Below are 19,730 nucleotides of genomic sequence, written 5' to 3' on the forward strand. Positions count from 1 at the left end.
CGGGTTTGCCCCGAAACAACGGCAAAAATACCGTTGTTGAAGCGCCGCCGGCGGGTTTGTGCTTGTGGTTTCCTTTCTGCACTTTAGCGTGGCGCGACTTCGGAATAGCCTTCCAGCAGCTCCCGGACCGCTTCAGCAACTGCCGCGCCGTCCTCTGCCTCCAGCCATTCCTGGGGAATCACAGAATAGCTTCCGGAGCTGCCCGTCAGATAGCTGTATATGATCTGGGCTTCATCCAGCTTATGGCGGCTGATTACACCCGGATCTCCGTGCGGAGGCATGCTGAAGCTGTTCTTGATGGCGGACTGTATGACCCCGCACAGCTGCTCTGCGCTCATCTGCCCGGCATCCAGCCTGGCACGGTCCAGAATCTCGCTGCCCCGGATCAGGATCAGCTTGAACATCTGCTCCTGCATCGGCTCCAGCACCACGATATTTTTGTTCTGCTCGGTGAAGCCGATCACCTTCTCCTTCTGCAGCAGGGAGCGGACAGCTGTGCAATAATCGCGGTATTTGGCGGCGGTTTCGAACTCGAAATTCTCTGCTGCCAGATTCATCCGCTGCTGCAGCTCGTCCAGAATACGGAGATCATTCCCGTTCAGCAGCCCGGCCACGCTGTGCATTATCTGTTCGTACCGCTCCAGCGCCTCTCCGCCCCCGCACATACCGAGGCATAGACCAAGGGAGTGATTGAGACAAAGCGCGTTCCTGGCATGGGGTGTGCTGCAAAGGATTCTCTGGCTTTCCTTAATTCCCTGCACCGCCCGTTCAACCGTGCTTCTGCTGGTATAAGGGCCGAAATACAGGCTGTCCCCATACTCCGCGGAATCATAGGTCACCGCCAACTGCCGGTAGGCGGTATCTGTGCGGATAACTATATAGCTGTAGGCGAGCGGGTTTTTCATTTTTTTATTATACATGGGCTTGATTTCTTTAATCAGCTGGCACTCCAGCATGAAGGCTTCAAACTCCGTATCGGTCAGCTTATAATCGAGGTCCCGGATGTTTCTGACCAGCTGCTTCACTTTAGGGGAATGGCCCTTGGCATTGTAAAAGTAGGACTGGACCCGTTTCTTCAGCTGCTTGGCCTTGCCGACATAGATAATATGGCCCAGACTGTCCTTCATCAGGTAGACCCCGGGAGATAAAGGAAGGCCCGCCACCTTCTCCGCCAAATTCATGAGGTTCACTTCCAAGTCATAGATTCTTGTATTTTTTAGTATAAACGATCAACGGAGATTCGTCCTGCCCGTGTGACATAACCCACAAAGCCCCCCGCAAAAACCCTCTATCATGAAATACAGGATAAGATAGAGCGATACGAAGCTGGGGGGCTTTATATGAAATATTCTATCGGAGAATTTGCCTCGATCCTGGGTGTGACGGCGGATACCCTGCGGCTGTATGAGAAGCATGATATTGTGCGCCCGATGAAGGATCAACACAATAATTACCGTTATTTCAGCGATTTGGACGCGAGGAATTTGCTGTCGAGCCGGTGGTACCGGAGTATGCAGATTCCGCTGCAGGATGTAGCGGGGCTGATCAACGATGCGCCTGCGGAGCAGGTCATCCAGTCCATTGCCGACGCACGGCAGCAGCTGGAGGAGGAGATTAGGCGCAGCGTGATGCTGCTGGACAAAATCAATGAGATCCACGCGGAGCTTGGACGGATCGGGGAAGCCTTTTATACCTGCCGGATCAGGGAGGTGCCGGGCATGTACCGCATCCAGCAGACAGACAAGAATCAATTGCTGCAAAAGGAGTGCCTGAAACAAACGGTCCAGGCTTGGATGGAGCTGCTTCCCTTTACCTTCTATTCCTTCAGAATCGAAAATTCGGAGAATATCCCGGGAGCTGCGGAGCTGGAATACAGCTGGGGGCTGGCCTTGCTGGAGGAGGATCAGCGGAAGCTGGAGGTCGGCGTGAATGAGAGTATGGAGTATATCGGCCCGTCCACCTGCATTACCGCAGTCATTGCCAGCTCCTATGAGGAGGATCTTGGCCGGGAGTCCTTTCAATTCATGCTGGATTATGCCGAGGCAGAGGGCCTCGCCATCACCGGAGATATCCGCGGCAAGATTCTATTCACCGAACGGATGAGCAAGGGCAACCAAACCTATCTGGAGATCGACATCCCATTTGAGAATAATTTCACATAACATTCATTGACCTTGGTGCCGCACCAAGGTTTACACTCTGTGCGTAGTCCGGTGGTCCTTCCAGAGAGACAGGGGCCGCCTACCAAACACACAGGGGGAGAACCAATGCGCAAGCAAGCACAGAGCAAAATATTCATGTTATCCGTGTGCCTCATCATGCTGCTGTCGCTGATCAGCGGCTGCAGCGGCAATAATACTGCTGAACCGGCAGCCTCCGGGCAGCCGTCGGCGTCGCCCGAGGCGACTCAGCAGGCGGGGGATGACAACGAGGTGCCGGCTTCTTTTAAAGCAGGAACCTATAAGGCGGAGGCCGATGGAAAAGACGGAAAAATTCAGGTGGAGGTTACCCTGGATGCCCAATCCACAATCACCGGCATCAAGGTGCTCAACCAGAAAGAGACGGCCGGAATCGGCGTTGAAGCGATCAACAAGATCAAGGATGAGATCATCTCAGGCCAGACGCTTGCGATTGATGCGGTCAGCGGGGCCTCCGAATCCAGCGCGGCCATTCTGACTGCTGTTGAGGATGCACTAAAGCAGGCGGGCGGCAACGTAGAAGCATTCAAGTCCCGGAAGGTAGCCAAAGCCGGTGAAGGCAAAACCGAGCAGCTGTCGGCGGATGTTGTCGTTGTAGGCGCAGGGGCATCCGGTGTTTCAGCAGCCGTATCGGCGGCGGACAAAGGGGCCAAGGTTATTATTATTGAGAAAACAGCCACCATTGGCGGAGCAAGCAACCTGTCCTGGGCGGGCAAGTTCTACAATTCCTCGGCTGCGGTCAGCAGCGGGCTTAAAGTGAGTGTAGAAAAGGAAATCTCCGACTGGATTGTGAACAACCACTGGAGAGTGGATGCGGCGGCGATCCGCCAGTATGTAACGAAGTCGGGGGAAACCTATGACTGGCTGAACAAAAAAGGCTACAAAACCACCTTCATCAACTTTGCCGGAGAACAGCTGCACATGCTTCCGGCCTACGAAACGCGCCAACCCACACTGCGGGCGATGCTGGCTGCTTCGGTAGAGAAGGGCGGCGGACAGGTAATCACCGAAACGACTGCCAAAAAGCTGATTACGGGCGCAAACGGTGAGGTGACTGGTGTAGTTGCCGAGAAAGCAGACGGCACGACGCTTGAAATTACCGGAAAAAGCATTATTATGGCAACCGGCGGCTATGCAGGCAACAAAGAAATGGTCAAAGAGGCATTTGGCTTTGAAGGTGTTAACGGGGGGCTCGGCCAGAATATCGGCGAAGGGCTGAAAATGGCCTGGGATGCCGGAGCCAAGGTTCCTGATAACTTCGGCGGGCAGATGCTGCATCAGACCCTGGCCAGAGCCACGGAGAAGCTGAAGGCTGAATACACGCCGTTCGAAGCCAGCTATCCGCTGATGCTTTCCTACCTGCCTACCCTGATGAATGTCGGTCCTTCAGGAGCGAGATTCAGAGACGAGGCGGCGACGCTCACCTCCGTAGCAGCTGCCAATACCAGTGCTTTTAACGGAGCGTATCATCTGGTCATTATTTCGCAGGCGCAGATCGATGCTCTGAAGGCTAAAGGAATGAACGGTGTCAAAGCGCCTTCCCTGCCGGGAATGCCGCCGGAATTCTACGCCACATTTGCCGGTCAGTTCAAGCTGGATACGCCGTGGAAGGATGCGGACAAGGTATTCGAATCCATGGTTGCCAACGGCGATGGCTACAAAGGCAGCACCATTGAAGAGCTGGCCCAGAATGCCGGTCTGGACACAGAAGTGTTTGCACATGATTTCAACCAATACCAGGAAGCAACGAAGACCGGGGTAGATACCGAGTTTGGCAAAGCTAAGGAATACCTGGTTCCTATGGGACAGGGCGGTCCATACTACGCGATCATCGCCGAAGTCAACAATCTGGGATCGGTGGGGGGATTGCTGGTCAATACCCAGTTCCAGGTGCTGAACGGCAAACGTGTGCCGGTCAAGGGCCTGTATGCGGTGGGCCTCGAATCCGAAGGCGTATTGTTCAATGATACCTATGTCGGCAACGGCGTGGGCCTAGGCTACTCCTTCACCTCGGGCCGTCTGGGCGGGGAAGATGCTGCAGCAGGGGCTTTGGCAAAATAAACATTAACCGTACTTTTAAGGGGAGCCTCCGGCTTCCCTTTTTTTTGGTGCGGAAACGGGAGCTTCCATATTTAAAAGACCTCACAGCCGTATGGCCTGCCCATGCCAGTCTGCATCGCCGAAGCTTAAGAAATCGTTCTGTTCCGGCCGATATTAAGGATAACTTGCATTTAAGTGAAGAGAGGAGGGATGCTGTGTGTATATTCCGATTACAGGGATCAGCGGGGTTTCTTTGACCCGGCCGCCGCAGCAGCCAGAGAACCATTCGTCCAACCCGGCCTCTGCGCTCAGTTTTAACGAAACCTTGGCCGCGGTCAACGCGGCGACACTGGATCAGGCGGAGCGGCTAAAGCGGAAATATGGGGTTAGAGTGCGGATTCAGACCGTGTCCAAGGGTGGAAAAGAATTGGAGCATTCCGGGCTGAGCGGCGGCGAACGGGAAATTATCATTGCGCCCAACATTCTGCAGCAGATGGCCAAGGACCCAGCCATGCGCAATAAAGTGTATGGAGCCCTTGACCCATACGTTACTCAAGAACAGACAAGCCACAATCCATTGCAGCTGCTGAGTGGCGGGAGGGGCCTAAGCCACAGCCTGATTGTGCATCAGGACGGTTCAGTTACCCTATGGTCTGCCGCAGCCTCTCCGAAGGATACAGAGACAGGCAAGCACTCGGATGTGGAGAACCGGAATGAACAAGCAGAGGAAACAGGGGCGGCTGCTGAGAGACGGCATGCCTGGGAGGCAGCCCTCCCTATTTTATCTAGAAATCTCCTTTCGGCTACGGAAACTTCTCTTCAAGGTGGAGACTCTGCAGCGAACCTGGTAGACGGAGTAGCTGCTCATGACAGGCTGCACCAGATTCAACTGATGCGGGCCAGAAGATCTAACAAATTGCTGTAAAATGCATAGATGAACAACCGCCTATTCTCCCGCATACCCTATAGGACCAACCTGCAGGGTGAAGAGAGGGCGTGTTCAATAATGGGCATTCAGCTTACTGCGATACACTGGGTTTATATGGCCTTTATTGTGTTCATTATGGTGCTTATGATCCGGCGGCGCGATACGACGATGATCTGTGTGGCCGGGATTTTTGCCTTGGGGTTGCTTGCTGCTGAGACGCTCAGCGGTTCGGTGTCAGGGATTTTCAACTCTTTTGTTTATGCGACCAAGGAACTGCTGGGAACGATTATGATCATATCCATTATTGTGGCTATGAGCCGGATTCTAATGATTACAGGTATTAACGAGACGATGGTTGCCCCGCTTACCCGGTTCATACGTACACCGGCCATGGCATACTGGGGCATTGGATTGATAATGATGGTCACCTCCTTTTTCTTCTGGCCTTCGCCTGCCGTTGCGCTGGTGGGTGCAGTTCTGCTGCCGGTAGCTCTCCGGGTAGGACTGCCAGCACTTGGGGCGGCAGTAGCGATGAACCTGTTCGGCCATGGAATCGCCTTGTCGGGAGATTATATTATCCAGGGGGCTCCGAAGCTCACGGCAGATGCCGCAGGCCTTCCGGTGGCCAGCGTGATGGAAGCAAGCATCCCGCTGGTTATTGTAATGGGGCTTGTGACTACAATCGCTGCATTCTGGATGATGCGCCGCGACCAGCAGAACGGCACCTGGAGAGACGGGCTGGTTGCCGTCCAAGGCAGCACAGGCAAGCTAAGGGGACCGGAAACCGAAGGGCGGGAAGAAGCGCCTGTTCTATTGGCTGCCCGTCTCCGCCAAGGGCTTGCTATTGCCATACCTCTGCTTTTTCTGCTTGATGTGGCAGCGATGTTCGCGCTGAATCTGCAAGGCAGAGACGCTACGGCACTGGTTGGTGGCACCGCCGTGCTCATTCTGATCTCGGTCACGCTGCTTGCCCACCGTAACCAGGGGCTGGAAAAGGTCACCTCCTACCTTATTGAAGGTTTTGTCTTCGGCTTCAAGGTCTTCGGGCCAGTCATCCCCATCGCCGCCTTCTTCTACCTCGGCGACTCGGCGTTCACCGAGCTCTTCGGCAAGGTGCTGCCGGACGGCTCGCATGGCATCGTGAACGACCTTGGCGTGGCCCTGGCGGATCACGTGCCGCTTAACGGGGCCGTGGGAGCCGTGACGATGACGGCGATCGGCGCGATCACCGGCCTCGACGGCTCCGGCTTCTCTGGCATCTCGCTGGCCGGCTCGATTGCCCAGCTGTTCGCCGCCGCCATTCACTCCGGCGCGGCGACATTGACCGCCCTGGGACAGGTGGCCGCCATCTGGGTCGGCGGCGGCACCCTGATTCCGTGGGCGCTCATTCCGGCGGCTGCCATCTGCGGCGTCAGCCCGTTTGAGCTGGCCCGGCGCAACCTGAAGCCGGTCCTGCTTGGGCTTGTGGCGACTACGATCGTCGCCATGTTCCTGGTGTAGGCGGCGTAGAAGCCGCCGCCTGGCCTGGCCCTACAGGCCCTGCTCCGTGGGCCCACCCCGCTACGAAGGGGCACCCCGCCTGGCCCACCCGGGCCCGCCTGCCCTGGCAGGCCAGAGGAGCCTGCAGCAACGGCCACATGCCGTTGAATGGGCCGCCCGTCCCCGCCTCGCCTGGTCTGGTCTGCCCCGCTCTGCCTTGCCCTAGCCCGGCCCTGCATAAGATATGCTCCCGCTATCCATCCTAAAGAGGATTGGACAGTAACCCTGAAGGGAGCGGTTAACAAGATGAAGCATTATGAATCCAGTCTGCGGACCAACAGTACCGTGGATCAGGCCCAGGATGCGGTGACCCGGCTGCACAACTCCGTATCTCAGGCGCTTAGCCACCCGAACGATCAGACTCTTACGCAGGCGGAGAACAGTCTGCAGCACGCGGAGGAGGCAGTCAGCCATGCTCCGGAGGGCTCGGTCGGGGGCCGTGGTGTGGATCTCACCGAAGACAGGCTGGCCGAGGAGAAACAGCGGCTGGGCCTCGCAGAATCAGCAAATAGCAACACTGAGCAATAGAAAATCGAAGTTCCGGCATTTCCGGTTTGATCCGGAAATGCTTTTTTAAATATATAGAGTTATATGCTCTCCAGGCGGCGGGCAAGCGCTAGTTGGAAAAAGGGATCTTATTTTACCCCAAAATCAATAATTGTGAGGTTTAGGTGGAAAAAGGAAACTTAATGGGGCCACACTCCCTCATTGGGGGTGAAATGAGCTGAGTTAGTGTACCTTTTTCCACTTAATCTAAGAAGAACCGGCTGCTCAAGAGAATTAGCTGCCCTTATTCCACTTAGGTCTGCGGAGTACAAGGTGCTCAGCCTAATTTACTGACCTTTTCCACTTGATCCCATCAGGGCTTGCCGCCGGCACTAAGCAATAAGGTCTGAAGGATTTTTCCCCAATCATTCAAACACCCCCAAACGGGTTATAAAATTAACAGAACCGATAACCTGCAATAAACGTACTATCTAAACAAACAAGTATCTTTAAGGGGGCTTAAATATGACGGAAACTGCCGGGGCCTTCTCCCGTCTGGAGACTGCGGAGGAGCTGAATGCTGCGCTTGCCGAAATCACGAAGTGGGAAAAAGAACAGAACAAGCTGATGATCTGGGACCATCTCACCCGTCTGCCATTCAAGGTGCTCGACAAGCTTACACCGAAATTTATTCATGAGAAGCTGGGCAAGCTGCTGGACGAGCTGGGGAGCTATATCCAGAATGGAGGCAACTATCTGGTGGCCGGACGCAAGGTTGGGTCGCTCATGCAGACCGCAAGCCGCGCGGCTGGAGGAAGCGGGGAGGGCCCTTTTCCCCTGTCCGTAATGGATAAGGCTGCAGAGCAGCTAACGCAGAGCAGCAGGAATGTTGCCACCGCGCAGGGAGCGACAACGGGGTTCGGCGGGGTGTTCACGCTGGCGGCGGATATCCCTGCGGTTCTGGGCTTGTCTCTGAAAGTCATTCAGGAGATTGGCCTCTGCTATGGCTACAATCCTGCGGATAAAGCGGAGCGGATCTTTACCGTCAAGGTCATGCAGTTCGCTTCTTCGGATATTGTCGGCAAGCGGACTATTCTGAAGGAGCTCAACCTGCAGGCCGGGGGGACCGGGGATATTACGCCAGGAACGAATGAGGCTGTCTCCAAGATTCAGGGCTGGAAGGAGGTCATCACGGTGTACCGCGACAATTGGGGCTGGAAAAAGATGCTGCAGGCCATCCCGGTAGCGGGGATGTTCTTCGGTGCCTACACCAACCGCAAGGCGCTGGAGGATGTCGCCGAGGCGGCCCGGATGCTCTACCGCAAAAGACGGATTATCGCCAGAATAGCGGAAATGAAATGAAGAAAAAAGGCAATAATACACTCTATAAGAGAGCTGCATTATTGCCTTTTTCAAAATGCAAGGATTTTTCACGCCACAAACCATCCTTATCTTTCTCGCTGAAACCCTAAGCGTCCTTAGCTCCAAACACCAGCCCCTTGCCTCCCACCGGAACAAGCGGGATGGGTTCGACACCTGCAATCAACGGCATGGCCCGCTGGATGGTGGCCCGGGTCGCCTCGTCTTTCAGTGAAGCCGCATGTGCTTCAGCATTACTCCATACTTCAGTGACCCAGAGGACATCCGGCTCACTCTCTGAAAGATTGACGATGTACAGCTCACATTCATTTACCGTCTCAGCTGCAGCGGCAGCTTCGAGCAGAATCGCCGCCAACGCCTCGCGGTCTCCCGGTTTAGATGTGAACTTGGCATACATTCCGAATTTGCTCAAATTAAGACCCCTCCTCAGATTTTTTAGCTAGGTTGGTTATATCAGCATTTGCGGATCACCGCAATGTTTTCATGCCGCAATATGCTATTATAGACACAAAATAAGATGAAATGAGATGATCTTTTGATCGGACGCAGCGGGAATCCCGCGTTAAATGAAAAAACGTTTGAACGCGAAGAACGGTACTCCGGACAGGAGCGTATGAGCATTAACGGAACGGTCAACAAAACCTTTATTACCCTGACCATTCTGCTGGCAGGTGCCTTCAGCGCCTGGTCGATGTATTTTAACGGACAGGATGTATCTGCTTACGCTATCGGCGGGGCGCTGACCGGCTTCGTGTTGGCATTGATTATCAGCTTTAAGCCGGCCGCTGCACCTTATCTGGTACCGGTCTATGCGCTGGCGGAAGGGCTGTTTCTTGGAGCAATCTCAGCGTCATATGAAGGCTTGTACTATGGTATCACTTTGCAGGCTGCATTATTGACCCTGGGCATCTTTGTTGCTCTACTGCTTGCCTACAAGACAAGAATAATCAGAGCCACGGAAAAATTCAAGCTAGGCGTATTTGCCGCCACTGCCGGAATCGCCATCGTATATCTGCTGAGCTTTGTGCTGGGGTTGTTCGGTGTAACCGTGCCTTACTTGCATAGCAACAGCCTGATCGGAATCGGCATTTCGGTTATTATTGTCATCGTTGCCGCGCTCAATTTGGTGCTTGATTTTGATTTTATTGAGCACGGGGCGCAGCAGGGAGCTCCAAAATACATGGAATGGTATGGGGCCTTCGGCCTCATGGTCACGCTGGTGTGGCTCTATGTGGAGATCCTCAGACTGCTGTCCAAGCTGCGGAGCCGAAATTAAAGACATAAGCGGGGAAACGGCAATCTGGCCGGATCTCCCAAAAAACAGCTGACGGCGTCCTGAAGTCAAGGACGGCGCAGCTGTTTTTTTACTCGTGCCGCATTCTTACTCTTTAAGGGGAACCGTAAAAAAATTCAAATAAAACTTGTATTCCGGAGAAAGTCAGTGTATACTTCAAAACAAGATAGTGATTGACCAATAACCAAACATTTTTATAAACCTATTACTGAATAACCACAGGAGGCCGACATGACCAAAGTATCGGGAGAAGTACGGGCGAAGGAAGAAGCTACCTCAGTAAACCGCCGGGAACAGATCCTGGAAGCCGCAGTAGTTGTATTTGCCGAGCATGGCTATTTCAAGGCGACAACCGCACAGGTGGCAGAAAAGGTAGGGATCTCCCAGCCGTACATTTTCAAGCTGTTCAAGAACAAGGAGGAATTGTTTGTAGCGGCGCTGGACCGGGCGTTTGAACGGACAATCCGCACATTCACAGACGTTGAGGCGTCCGGAGATACACTGCTGGAGGAATCGATCCGGGTGTATGAGCAAATGATGGAGACCCATCCCAGTGAAATCATTCTGCAGGTGCAGGCCTTGGGCATTCGCGATGAAGCGATCCGCAGTTCGATGCAGGCCGGAATGAACAGGGTGACACAGTTGATGGAAAATAAGTTTACCGCTGCCGGGATCGCCAATCCCGAGGTGGAGGTCAGTACATTCATGGCCAACGGCATGCTCTGCCACATTGCAATGGCGCTGGAGATGCCAGAGCTGAAGCCGAAGCATCTGAAGTGAGCCGGATGGCAAAATAACCAGCCGCTCACCTAAGGGTTATCCTCTTAGCTGCTTCACAGTTTTTAAGTAGTGACTGATCAATCACTGTGGAAATAGAAAGCGTATGAATGACAAGCGCATGAATAGTAAGCATATGTGAAATGTTCATGTAGACACAACGGAGGTTATAATTTTTTTGAATTTAGGTTATTGATTAATCACTAATAATACAAAACCAATCAGGAGGAATACTAATGATGAACAACAATGTAAAGAAGGCTGTTGTATTAGGCGCAACCGGAGGAACTGGAACGGTTATTATTGCGGAACTGCTGAAGAGAGGCGTGAGCACGGTGGCGTTTGGAAGAACTTTACCTAAACTGGAGCAGTTCGCTGAGAAATTGGGCAATCCGGCTGGGCTTAGCCTTAAGACAGGGGATGTGTTCAAGGCGGAGGATGTCTGCCAAGCTGCGCAAGGGGCAGATGTTATTTTTCACTGTGCGTCGGTCCCGTACCACGAAATGAGCACTAAGCTGCTCCCCATGGGCGAAGCCGTGATGGAAGCGGCGAACAGACTCGGTACCCGTGTAATTGCGATTGATGGAATTTATCCCTATGGACGAAGAAAGGATGAGCAGCCGATCAGCGAGGAATTCCCCAAGAACCCGCATACGAAAAAAGGCAAAGTCAAGCTGGAGTTCGAGCGGATGTTCTTCAGCCCGCGTTGGAGCCGGACGGAGCGGATGATTGTCCGCCTGCCCGATTACTATGGCGCTGCTGCCAACGAAGCCTCATATCTGGGTTCTACGCTTGAAGCCATTGCTGCCGGCAAACCGGGAATGTTCGTCGGGAATATGACGGTGCCGCGTGAATATGTGTATCTGCCGGATGCAGCGGTGATGATCGTCGAGCTTGCCCTCCGGGAAGAGGCCTACGGGCAGAACTGGAACATTCCCGGAGCAGGCACGATCTCGGGTAAGGAGATCGTCCGCATTGCCCGGGTTGCAAGCGGGAAGTCCAAACCGGTCATCCCGGTGGGGACTGTGGGTTTATCGCTGCTGGGCCTGTTTGTACCGGTCATGAAAGAGATTGTGGAGATGCTCTATCTGACGAAGGAACCGCTGCGCTTAAGCGGCCGCAAATATGAGCGTTTGGTCGGCCCAATCCCGGCGACATCATTTGAAGAGGGCATTAGGGAGACAATCCGTGCGATCCAGAGCCGGCAGGCCAAGGCTTTGTGAACACCAATGTCATAGCTCCGCGGCGCAGTCCCGCTTGTAGGATTCTCCGGAAGAAGCCATGACTTTCGGCATGGCATAAATAGCAGTGAGTCCCAGTAGCGTCCGATGATTCCGCTGAGCTGCTGATCCCGCTAAGCTGCTGATCCAATAACAGCCGGGCCGGCCTTGTCAGAAGCAACTTGCTGCTTAATCCGCCGGTGTATCTGTGTAGTCAGGGTTCTGGAACTATGATACTATTTATGTCTATATACAAGAGGGAAGTGAACTACAATGATCAGCATTACGATTCCAACACCGGATGTTACCATTATGAAGCAGGAGAATCCTGTACTTAGCCATATCTACGGATTCACGGATTTCCATCTGATTACCCGGGAAAAGGGCGGCATCTTCATGTTCTATAACGACAAGGATGAGCTGCTGTTCGTGGGCAAAGCCAGAAAGCTGAGACCGCGGATCAAAAAGCATTTTGAAGATAATGTTTCGGTGATGAAGCCGCACCGTGACGAGGTGGCCAAGATTGAAGTTTGCATCATCGATGATGCCGTCGACAGGGAAATCTATGAAACATACATTGTGAATAAGCTTAGAGCCAAATACAATGTGGAGAAGGTCTTGTACAAATAAGTCAGAAATAGCTGGAAGCGCGATCCCGGGGGGTTGCGCTTTTTTTGTTGTTTAGGAAATTATGATTTCTTTTTATTGTGGATAAAATGTGCATAAAGTTGGGGATAAGTATGCGCGAATTCACTCAAACGGGTGAAAATCAGCCGGATTTTATTGCCTTTTCTTCAACTGGTGCTTGTGAAAAAGCAGGTGAGCCGTGCTAGTTGGAAAAAGGGAGATTAATTAGGCGATATTACTCCGTTAGAAGCCAAACCAGCAGAATTAGTTAACCTTTTTCCACTTGAAATTTTCGAAGAATTCAAAAGGTTCTCCAGGCAACGCTAAACTGAAATCTATTCAGACAAGGATGCGTATCCGGAACGGTGGGGAAGCGCTGCTACGTAAGCTCCGGCTTGTTATTCAACGGCGATTTTGTTCCGCCTGAAAATATTGACATATAGTATGAAATAATATATAAGTTTAATATGATACTAAGTTTCATATTTTGGATGGGGGTCTTTGTATGTCAAGCAAGGTTGCCGGTTTCCAGGAAATCACGCCGCAGCTTCGAGAACACGCAGGGGGCAAAGGCGCGATGCTAAGCCTGCTGTACCAGCAAGGCTATCCTGTGCCTGAAGGTTTTGTAGTGTTCCCGGAAGCGCTGCAGGGCGGGGTTATGGAGGAAGCAGTCCAGGAGGAGATTTTGGCACAACTGTCGGCTATACGCAGCAAGCACCCCGGTGCGGCATTTGCCGTGCGGTCCTCAGGGCTCGGTGAGGATGCGGCGGGAGCTTCTTTTGCCGGGGAGTTTGAGTCTGTACTCGGCGTAGAGACGGATGATCAGCTCTGGGCTGCTCTGGATACTGTCTATCAGTCCCAATTTGCAGAAAGAGTTCAGGTATACAACAGCAGTATTCAAGGGGAGCATGAGGTCCGTTCCATGGCCGTTGTCATTCAGCGGATGATTCCATCCGAGCTGTCAGGAGTATTGTTTACAGCAGATCCTGTCACGGGCAGCCGCCTGGAGATGCAGGGGAACTATGTGCACGGTTTAGGAGAACAGCTGGTATCCGGGGAAGCAAATGCCGCCCTGTTCACCGTGTCCCAGCCTAAAGGCAAATATAAGGGGCCGCTCGAATGCAAAAAGATCGCAACCCGGCTGTACCGTTACGCCTGCAGGATTGAACGTCAGATGGGCTGCCCCCAGGACATTGAATGGGCGGCTGTCCAAGGCAAGGTATATTTGCTGCAGGCCCGTCCCATTACCACTCTGAGCGCAGGGAACCTCGACCATTTTGAATGCAACGATTCTATGACTGGAGATTTTCTCTGGACCAACACCAATGTAGGCGAATCGATTGCGGACGTATTCACCCCGCTGAGCTGGTCGTTTCTCCGCGCCCTTGATGAAGAGCATAATGTTATCCCGGGCCACTATTTGTTATCCGGCAATATATGTGGACGGGTGTATTCCAATATCAGCTTGCCTGTTTCCGTTTTTTCGGCTTTTGGCTTGAAGGTGAAGCCGATCCTGCGTCAAATGAGTGACTTGTTCGGCCCAATCCCGGAGGAAGCCGCCCTGCCAAAGTACCCGTATAAGAGGCTGGAATTAATCAGGACCCTGCTGCCGCGGATCGTATACAGTACCCGGCGCACCCGGCAGGCTGTGCGGAATTTGCCCCAGTTTGTGAAGGAAACCCCGGAATGGTGTAAGCAGATTCGCACGCGGCTGGAAGACATCGAGAGCAGGGAGGAGCTGCTGATGCTGTGGGAGCGTGAGCTGTGGCCAAGAAATATAGCGGCATTATGGGCTGCGCTGGAGGGGGCCAGTGCCCCCATGCAGAAATTTGTAAAATTCAAGAAAAAGCTCAGTAAGCAACTGGGCAGCAGGGATGCGGAAATTCTGCTGTCCAGCATTAGCGGAGGCACAGAACTGGAGAGTTTGGGTCCGGTCCTGGGCATTTCCAGAATTCTTAAGAATGAGATGAGCCATGAAGAATATCTGCAGAAATACGGGCATCGCGGGCCGCATGAATTCGAGCTCTCCATTGCTGAGCCTGCAGAAGATGAGTTCTGGCTAATCAGACAGCTTGAGCAATATGGGGATTTGCCAATACAAGTGGAGGATCTTGTCAACCAGCAGCAGCAGCTCTACGATGCTGCCTGGAGGCGGACGGAGAAGAAGATATCCATGAAGCCGGAACAGCTCCGCCGCCGGATACAGTCTGCCGCGGAAGGGCCGAAAGTGCGCGAGGCCGTCCGCTCGGAATGGACCAGGGTATTCCGGTTGAACCGGGCATTTGCGCTTAAGGCAGGCAAGCTTGCGGGCATTGGGGAAGAGGTGTTTTTTCTGTACCTGGATGAAATTCTGAAATGGCTGGCCGAAGGCGATCTGCCGATGCTGCAGCATGTAGCCGCTCGAAAAGAAACCTATGCGAAATATCAGGCTTTGCCGCCCCTGCCATCCGTGATCCGGGGAAGATTCGATCCGTTCCTCTGGTCGAAGGACCCTGACCGCAGAGTGGATGCTTATGATGCCGAAGCTCCCGTTCAGGCGCTTCGCAGTATGGCTGCGGATGTCCTTAGAGGATTTCCCGGTGCGGCCGGACGGGTTGAAGGCGTAGTACGGGTGCTTGCCACACCGGCGGAGGGAGAGCAGCTGCTGCCGGGAGAAATTCTGGTGGCAGCGAAGACCAATGTGGGCTGGACGCTTTGTTTTCCCAAGGCGGCGGCAATCATCACCGATATTGGCGCCCCCCTGTCCCATGCAGCGATTGTAGCCAGAGAGCTTGGCATCCCGGCGGTTGTAGGGTGCGGGGACGCCTCTGTACGCTTAAAGACGGGCGACAGGGTCATCGTTGATGGTGCAGGAGGCAGCATACAGATTATTTCAGGTTCAGGCAGAGATCGTGCTAAACTGGAGGAGGACAAGAATCCGGGAATAATGATCGGGGAGTGAGCGGTTTGTCTGTGAAATCTACACAAGCAGGATTGCGTGAACGCAAAAAGGCAAAGACAATGGCAAGCATTCAGCTGCATGCGCTGCAGCTTTTTCGGCAGTATGGCTATAAAGCAACAACGGTAGAGCAAATCGCAGAAGCGGCGGAAATTTCCTACAGCACTTTTTTTCGCTATTTTTCCACCAAGGAGGATGTGCTGCTTATCGATAATTATGATCCGCTGCTGGTTGCCTCCTTTGAGAGCCAGCCCGCCCACCTGACCCCGCTGATGGCGCTGCGCAATGCGATGCTGTCGGGCGCAAAGGAGATGACGCCACAGGAATTGTCGACAATGCGTGAACGCAACGAGCTGGTGATGTCAGTGCCGGAGCTGCGGGCCGCGATGATTAATAATATGGTCAGCATGATGGACCTGATCATCGAATTGACTTGCAGGCGTACGGGCAGAGAGCGGGACGATTTGGCGGTGCGTGCTTTTGCGGGGGCGGTCACCGGTGTCAACATATCGGTGATGCAGTATTATGCAGAGCATCCCGAGGCAGACTTTCTGGCCCTGCTGGAAGAAGCGCTGAACAAGCTGGAGGCCGGATTGCCGCTATAAATAGGAGCATTTCGTTAGGGGACGAAGACATCCAAAAGGATGTCTTTTTTTTGAAAATAGGCCTTTGGATACATTTAAGAAACTTAGATATAAAGGCTCACTTACAGGCAGGCTAAATCAACTATAATAAATGCGTATAGGCTCGACATTTTTTGACAATATAATGAGGTGATAGCATAGATGGCGACCCCTTTTTTCAAGAAAAAGGACGCGGCGGCGGATAAGCAGCCCAGGCCCGGCGTGGTTCAAAAGGTTCAATTGGCGGAAGACCCGCCTGAAGAAAAGGTAAATAATGAAACGGGCGAGAACCTGTCCAGCCTCATTTCCACCGGCAAAGCACAGCTGGACAAGAAATCACTGGATCTTATTTTTGCTGTGGAGCAAATTATCCAGGCTAGAACCCATGCAGAGACGACTAATCATGAGCTTCAGGACCGTTTGACCCATACCAGCGGACATGTGGAGCGGCTGAACAAGGATCTGAAGAATCTGAACAAGGTCATTGAAGAGCGCGAGAAGAGTATTCTGGAGCTCGAACATAAGCTGGTGGAGCGCAATCTGAAGGTCGATCAGGTGATGGAGGACCACCGTGAAATGTACGGCACCCTGTCTTCGGAAATGGATGAGCTTAAGAGCACTATTGAGCTGGAGCGGCAAAAGTATGCCAATCTGGTCCAGAAGCATAATGATGCCATTTCGGAAAAGCTGAAGAAAATGAACGAGCTGGAAGAAAAGATCGGACGTCTCGAAACCGAAAATGCCCATGTGAAACAGAAATACGAAACAATCCGGCAGGAGAAAGCCTACCTCTCCAGCATGATTAACGATTTCGCCACACGGATGACAGTGCCCTTTGGGGGGAACACCTCAAGCGGAGATCACACAGACGGAAACGGGAATACGTAACATCTATGCCTCTTCTTGAACAACAAGCCGCGCTGATCGTAGAATTGCTGTCGCTTGAACATAAGCAGGACAGCTATCAGCTGGAGGTAGGTCTAACCCGCAGCGGCGGATTCACCCGAAAAGTTCTCCTCATCGATGAATTTACATACCTGCAAATGAATATGCTGGCCTCTTCTCAAGGACATAGAGTACGGTTGTCGCTTTACCCGAAATGGGACCCCTTTCGCCGTACATATTTCAGCTCTCTTATCAAAATGAACAGTACCTGCTCCGAGACACTGTATTTTGCCTGTTCTGAAGCTTATGTCTCACAGCTGCTTCAATTGAAGGAGCTAACCTTTCCGCCGCTTGAAGCAGGCGCGGTTCCAGCGGAGCTGCCTTCACCTGAGCCGCAGCAGACGGGGCCGCTCACGCGCAGTGCCGGAACCTTCCGCCTGGCCCGCCCGATTGTCCTGAGGTGTATTCTATTCAGCCTGCTGTTCGTATTGTTCTTCCTGCGGATGGATGGTACCATATTCAACAGTGCTGAAGCCCATGAGAACTTTACAGAACGGGAACTCTCTGCCCGCAGCAGTGTTCTAGCCTATGTCCCTGTGATTCACCAAGCATCATTTCAAGGTGCAGAGGCTGAGGCTGTACCTGTGCCGGAAACCGTACCAGTGCAGGAGCCGGAACGGGAGGCAGGATCAGAGCTAGCTGCAGAATCAGAACCAGGACCAGAGGCGGAAGCAGGACTAGGACCAGAGGCAGAATCAGAATCAGAGCTACAAGAGGTACAGAGTCCGCTGGTTGAAACTTTGGCGCTGGACGGAAGCAGCTATGAATATAATCTGGCCAAGGGGTATGTGGCTTTATCCTTTGACGACGGCCCGTCCAAGTACACTCAGGAAATTGTCGATATTCTGCTGGCGCATGGAGTGGCAGCGAACTTTTTGTTCATCGGCCAGAACGCCCAGCATTACCCGCAGGCGGTCCGCTATGCCGATGAGCATGGGATGCCGGTGGGCAGTCACTCCTGGGATCACAGCGACCTGACGAAAAACAGCAGCGGAGAGAACCATAATAACCTGCTGCGGTCAGTCCAGGTGCTGGAGCAGAATACCGGAAAGCCGGTAACTGTGTTTCGTCCGCCCTATGGAGCTATCAATGGTTCCGTGGCTGCTGAAGCCGGGAAACAGAAGCTGAAGGTGCTGCTCTGGAACCGTGATCCTGAAGACTGGAAGGCGGATACTGCGGAGCAGATCACCCAATATTTTTACCATACCGATCCCTCCGGGGGCATCTATCTTCTTCATGAAAAAGCAGTAACGGTCCAAGCACTGCCTGCAATTATAAAATATCTTAAAAGCAAACAGCTGAAATTCGCCATTTTCAGATAATAGGGCGGGCAGCGGCTGTTCATGTTGATAAAGCGTATCCGAAGTGGCGGGTACGCTTTTTACATGGATCAATGCTGCTAAGTTAATGGCTGGCAGCGACGGATGTAGTACGGAATATTTTCTCATTATAGGAACAATGCACTTCTTGAGGCTTGCAGCGTGTTACAAATTGTGGGTAAAGCGGGGACAGCAGGGGATTCTTCTTGTTTTAATAAAAAAAATTTGAGACAATAAGTGCATGTTGTTAGACGGGGTTCTGCAAGGTAGAATGAATTGAACTTTAATGTTTTGAAAAGAGGATAAATCATGAATAAACAATCCATTTATGGATTAACTTTGGAGCAACTGGCGTCCTGGCTCGTAGAGCACGGCCATAAGAAATCCCGCGCATCCCGGATATGGGAATCCCTGTACCGCCAGCGGGTGAAGGATTTTGCGGAAATGACCGAGGTGAACGGCGAGACGGTGCAGCTGCTGTCCGAGCATTTTGTTTTTCAAACGATGGATGAGCATGTGAAGCAGGAGTCGGCTGACGGTACGATCAAGTTTCTGTTCCGCCTGAAGGATGGCAATTTGATCGAAACGGTGCTGATGCGGCAGAAATATGGTTTGTCCGTCTGCGTGACAACACAGGTGGGCTGCAACATCGGCTGCAGCTTTTGTGCAAGCGGTCTGCTGGCGAAGAGCCGCGACCTCTCCAGCGGAGAGATTGTCGAGCAGATTATGAAGGTTCAGCATCATCTGGACGGGCTGGGGCTGGGTCAAAGGGTCAGCCATGTGGTGGTGATGGGGATCGGCGAGCCGTTCGATAACTTTACGAATCTGCTGAATTTCCTGACGATCATCAAGGATCACAAGGGACTGGCGATTGCCGGTAAGGGCATCACAGTGTCCACAAGCGGTCTGGCTGACAAAATCAGAGAATTCGCCGATGCCAATATGCAGGTTAACCTGGCAATTTCTTTACATGCGCCCAATAATGAGCTGCGGACACGGATCATGAAGATCAACCGCGCTATTCCTATAGAGAAGTTAATGCCCGCTATCGATTACTATCTGGAGAAGACGAACCGGAGAATTACCCTGGAGTACATTCTGCTCAAGGATATCAATGACCGCCAGGAGCATGCCCTGGAGCTGGCCGAGCTGATCGGGGACCGGCGGCAGATGGCCAACGTGAACCTGATCCCGTACAATCCGGTGGATGAGCACAGCCAATACCAGCGGAGCGAGCGCGAGTCCGTGCGGGCCTTCTTCGATACGCTCAAAAAGCAGGGCGTCAGCGTAAGCACCCGCCTGGAGCACGGCGTCGATATCGACGCCGCCTGCGGCCAGCTGCGCAGCAAGCAGATCCAAAAGGCCAAAGGCGGCGCTAGCCCGAGCGGCGTGGCTGCCGGGTAAGCCCCGCGCGGA

Annotated in this window: 17 protein-coding genes; 15 read left to right on the plus strand and 2 right to left on the minus strand. The window is 53.1% G+C overall.

The window, feature by feature from the left end; translation table 11 throughout:
- Window positions 1-83: 83 nt before the first annotated feature.
- Window positions 84-1,181: a UvrB/UvrC motif-containing protein gene (locus tag BLQ82_RS26555; protein ID WP_062525794.1), complete on the minus strand. Its 1,098-nt coding sequence runs from the start codon at window positions 1,179-1,181 to the stop codon at window positions 84-86.
- A gap of 159 nt (window positions 1,182-1,340) precedes the next feature.
- Between BLQ82_RS26555 and BLQ82_RS26560 the strand changes: the two genes are divergently transcribed.
- The 6 genes from BLQ82_RS26560 to BLQ82_RS26585 all read left to right on the plus strand — a co-directional run bounded on the left by BLQ82_RS26560 (window position 1,341) and on the right by BLQ82_RS26585 (window position 8,553).
- Window positions 1,341-2,162: a MerR family transcriptional regulator gene (locus BLQ82_RS26560; RefSeq protein ID WP_062525791.1), complete on the plus strand. Its 822-nt coding sequence runs from the start codon at window positions 1,341-1,343 to the stop codon at window positions 2,160-2,162.
- A gap of 105 nt (window positions 2,163-2,267) precedes the next feature.
- Window positions 2,268-4,259 carry an FAD-binding protein gene (locus BLQ82_RS26565; RefSeq protein ID WP_062525789.1) on the plus strand — a complete coding sequence of 664 codons (1,992 nt, stop codon included), beginning with the start codon at window positions 2,268-2,270 and terminating at the stop codon, window positions 4,257-4,259.
- A gap of 196 nt (window positions 4,260-4,455) precedes the next feature.
- Entirely contained in the window at window positions 4,456-5,163 is a 708-nt protein-coding gene (locus tag BLQ82_RS26570; RefSeq protein ID WP_062525787.1) for a DUF6033 family protein, read from the plus strand.
- 81 nt (window positions 5,164-5,244) lie between these two features.
- Window positions 5,245-6,666: a hypothetical protein gene (locus BLQ82_RS26575; protein WP_062525785.1), complete on the plus strand. Its 1,422-nt coding sequence runs from the start codon at window positions 5,245-5,247 to the stop codon at window positions 6,664-6,666.
- Window positions 6,667-6,951: 285 nt separating this feature from the next.
- Window positions 6,952-7,233, plus strand: coding sequence for a hypothetical protein (locus BLQ82_RS26580; protein ID WP_062525783.1), 282 nt, complete (start codon window positions 6,952-6,954; stop codon window positions 7,231-7,233).
- A gap of 483 nt (window positions 7,234-7,716) precedes the next feature.
- Window positions 7,717-8,553: an EcsC family protein gene (locus tag BLQ82_RS26585; RefSeq protein ID WP_062525781.1), complete on the plus strand. Its 837-nt coding sequence runs from the start codon at window positions 7,717-7,719 to the stop codon at window positions 8,551-8,553.
- 106 nt (window positions 8,554-8,659) lie between these two features.
- Here the strand turns inward: BLQ82_RS26585 and BLQ82_RS26590 are convergent, their stop codons facing one another.
- Entirely contained in the window at window positions 8,660-8,983 is a 324-nt protein-coding gene (locus tag BLQ82_RS26590) for a putative quinol monooxygenase (protein WP_062525779.1), read from the minus strand.
- A gap of 123 nt (window positions 8,984-9,106) precedes the next feature.
- Here BLQ82_RS26590 and BLQ82_RS26595 point away from each other — a divergent pair, with 123 nt between their 5' ends.
- The 9 genes from BLQ82_RS26595 (at window position 9,107) to rlmN (ending at window position 19,718) form a co-directional block, all read left to right on the plus strand.
- Window positions 9,107-9,847, plus strand: a complete 741-nt coding sequence (locus tag BLQ82_RS26595) for a Bax inhibitor-1/YccA family protein (protein WP_062525778.1) — start codon at window positions 9,107-9,109, stop codon at window positions 9,845-9,847.
- A gap of 249 nt (window positions 9,848-10,096) precedes the next feature.
- Window positions 10,097-10,645, plus strand: a complete 549-nt coding sequence (locus BLQ82_RS26600) for a TetR/AcrR family transcriptional regulator (RefSeq protein ID WP_062525776.1) — start codon at window positions 10,097-10,099, stop codon at window positions 10,643-10,645.
- Between the two features lie 236 nt (window positions 10,646-10,881).
- Complete coding sequence (locus BLQ82_RS26605) at window positions 10,882-11,865, plus strand: NAD-dependent epimerase/dehydratase family protein (protein ID WP_143013562.1); 984 nt, start codon at window positions 10,882-10,884, stop codon at window positions 11,863-11,865.
- A 270-nt stretch (window positions 11,866-12,135) separates the two neighbouring features.
- The gene (locus BLQ82_RS26610; protein WP_062525772.1) at window positions 12,136-12,492 is read left to right on the plus strand and encodes a nucleotide excision repair endonuclease; all 357 of its coding nucleotides are present in this window, start codon (window positions 12,136-12,138) and stop codon (window positions 12,490-12,492) included.
- Window positions 12,493-12,994: 502 nt separating this feature from the next.
- Window positions 12,995-15,430, plus strand: a complete 2,436-nt coding sequence (locus BLQ82_RS26615; RefSeq protein ID WP_062525770.1) for a PEP/pyruvate-binding domain-containing protein — start codon at window positions 12,995-12,997, stop codon at window positions 15,428-15,430.
- A gap of 11 nt (window positions 15,431-15,441) precedes the next feature.
- Window positions 15,442-16,032 (plus strand): acyl-CoA-like ligand-binding transcription factor, encoded by a 591-nt coding sequence (locus tag BLQ82_RS26620; RefSeq protein ID WP_341874845.1) that lies wholly within the window; start codon window positions 15,442-15,444, stop codon window positions 16,030-16,032.
- A gap of 180 nt (window positions 16,033-16,212) precedes the next feature.
- The gene (locus tag BLQ82_RS26625; protein ID WP_062525768.1) at window positions 16,213-16,938 is read left to right on the plus strand and encodes a hypothetical protein; all 726 of its coding nucleotides are present in this window, start codon (window positions 16,213-16,215) and stop codon (window positions 16,936-16,938) included.
- Between the two features lie 5 nt (window positions 16,939-16,943).
- Window positions 16,944-18,317, plus strand: a complete 1,374-nt coding sequence (locus BLQ82_RS26630) for a polysaccharide deacetylase family protein (protein WP_062525766.1) — start codon at window positions 16,944-16,946, stop codon at window positions 18,315-18,317.
- A 306-nt stretch (window positions 18,318-18,623) separates the two neighbouring features.
- A complete protein-coding gene (rlmN, locus tag BLQ82_RS26635; RefSeq protein WP_062525764.1) occupies window positions 18,624-19,718 on the plus strand; it encodes a dual-specificity RNA methyltransferase RlmN in 1,095 nt (364 codons plus the stop codon).
- The last annotated feature ends 12 nt before the right edge of the window (window positions 19,719-19,730 follow it).

This window comes from Paenibacillus jilunlii (genome assembly GCF_900102965.1).
In the GTDB taxonomy this organism is placed as follows: domain Bacteria; phylum Bacillota; class Bacilli; order Paenibacillales; family Paenibacillaceae; genus Paenibacillus_AQ; species Paenibacillus_AQ jilunlii.

What these genes read in the sequence shown, in the direction of transcription:
- BLQ82_RS26555 (WP_062525794.1), bottom strand. Translation starts at nt 1,181, where the DNA reads ATGAATTTGGCGGAGAAGGTGGCGGGCCTTCCTTTATCTCCCGGGGTC.
- BLQ82_RS26560 (WP_062525791.1), top strand. Translation starts at nt 1,341, where the DNA reads ATGAAATATTCTATCGGAGAATTTGCCTCGATCCTGGGTGTGACGGCG.
- BLQ82_RS26565 (WP_062525789.1), top strand. Translation starts at nt 2,268, where the DNA reads ATGCGCAAGCAAGCACAGAGCAAAATATTCATGTTATCCGTGTGCCTC.
- BLQ82_RS26575 (WP_062525785.1), top strand. Translation starts at nt 5,245, where the DNA reads ATGGGCATTCAGCTTACTGCGATACACTGGGTTTATATGGCCTTTATT.
- BLQ82_RS26580 (WP_062525783.1), top strand. Translation starts at nt 6,952, where the DNA reads ATGAAGCATTATGAATCCAGTCTGCGGACCAACAGTACCGTGGATCAG.
- BLQ82_RS26585 (WP_062525781.1), top strand. Translation starts at nt 7,717, where the DNA reads ATGACGGAAACTGCCGGGGCCTTCTCCCGTCTGGAGACTGCGGAGGAG.
- BLQ82_RS26600 (WP_062525776.1), top strand. Translation starts at nt 10,097, where the DNA reads ATGACCAAAGTATCGGGAGAAGTACGGGCGAAGGAAGAAGCTACCTCA.
- BLQ82_RS26605 (WP_143013562.1), top strand. Translation starts at nt 10,882, where the DNA reads ATGAACAACAATGTAAAGAAGGCTGTTGTATTAGGCGCAACCGGAGGA.
- BLQ82_RS26610 (WP_062525772.1), top strand. Translation starts at nt 12,136, where the DNA reads ATGATCAGCATTACGATTCCAACACCGGATGTTACCATTATGAAGCAG.
- BLQ82_RS26615 (WP_062525770.1), top strand. Translation starts at nt 12,995, where the DNA reads ATGTCAAGCAAGGTTGCCGGTTTCCAGGAAATCACGCCGCAGCTTCGA.
- BLQ82_RS26625 (WP_062525768.1), top strand. Translation starts at nt 16,213, where the DNA reads ATGGCGACCCCTTTTTTCAAGAAAAAGGACGCGGCGGCGGATAAGCAG.
- BLQ82_RS26630 (WP_062525766.1), top strand. Translation starts at nt 16,944, where the DNA reads ATGCCTCTTCTTGAACAACAAGCCGCGCTGATCGTAGAATTGCTGTCG.
- rlmN (WP_062525764.1), top strand. Translation starts at nt 18,624, where the DNA reads ATGAATAAACAATCCATTTATGGATTAACTTTGGAGCAACTGGCGTCC.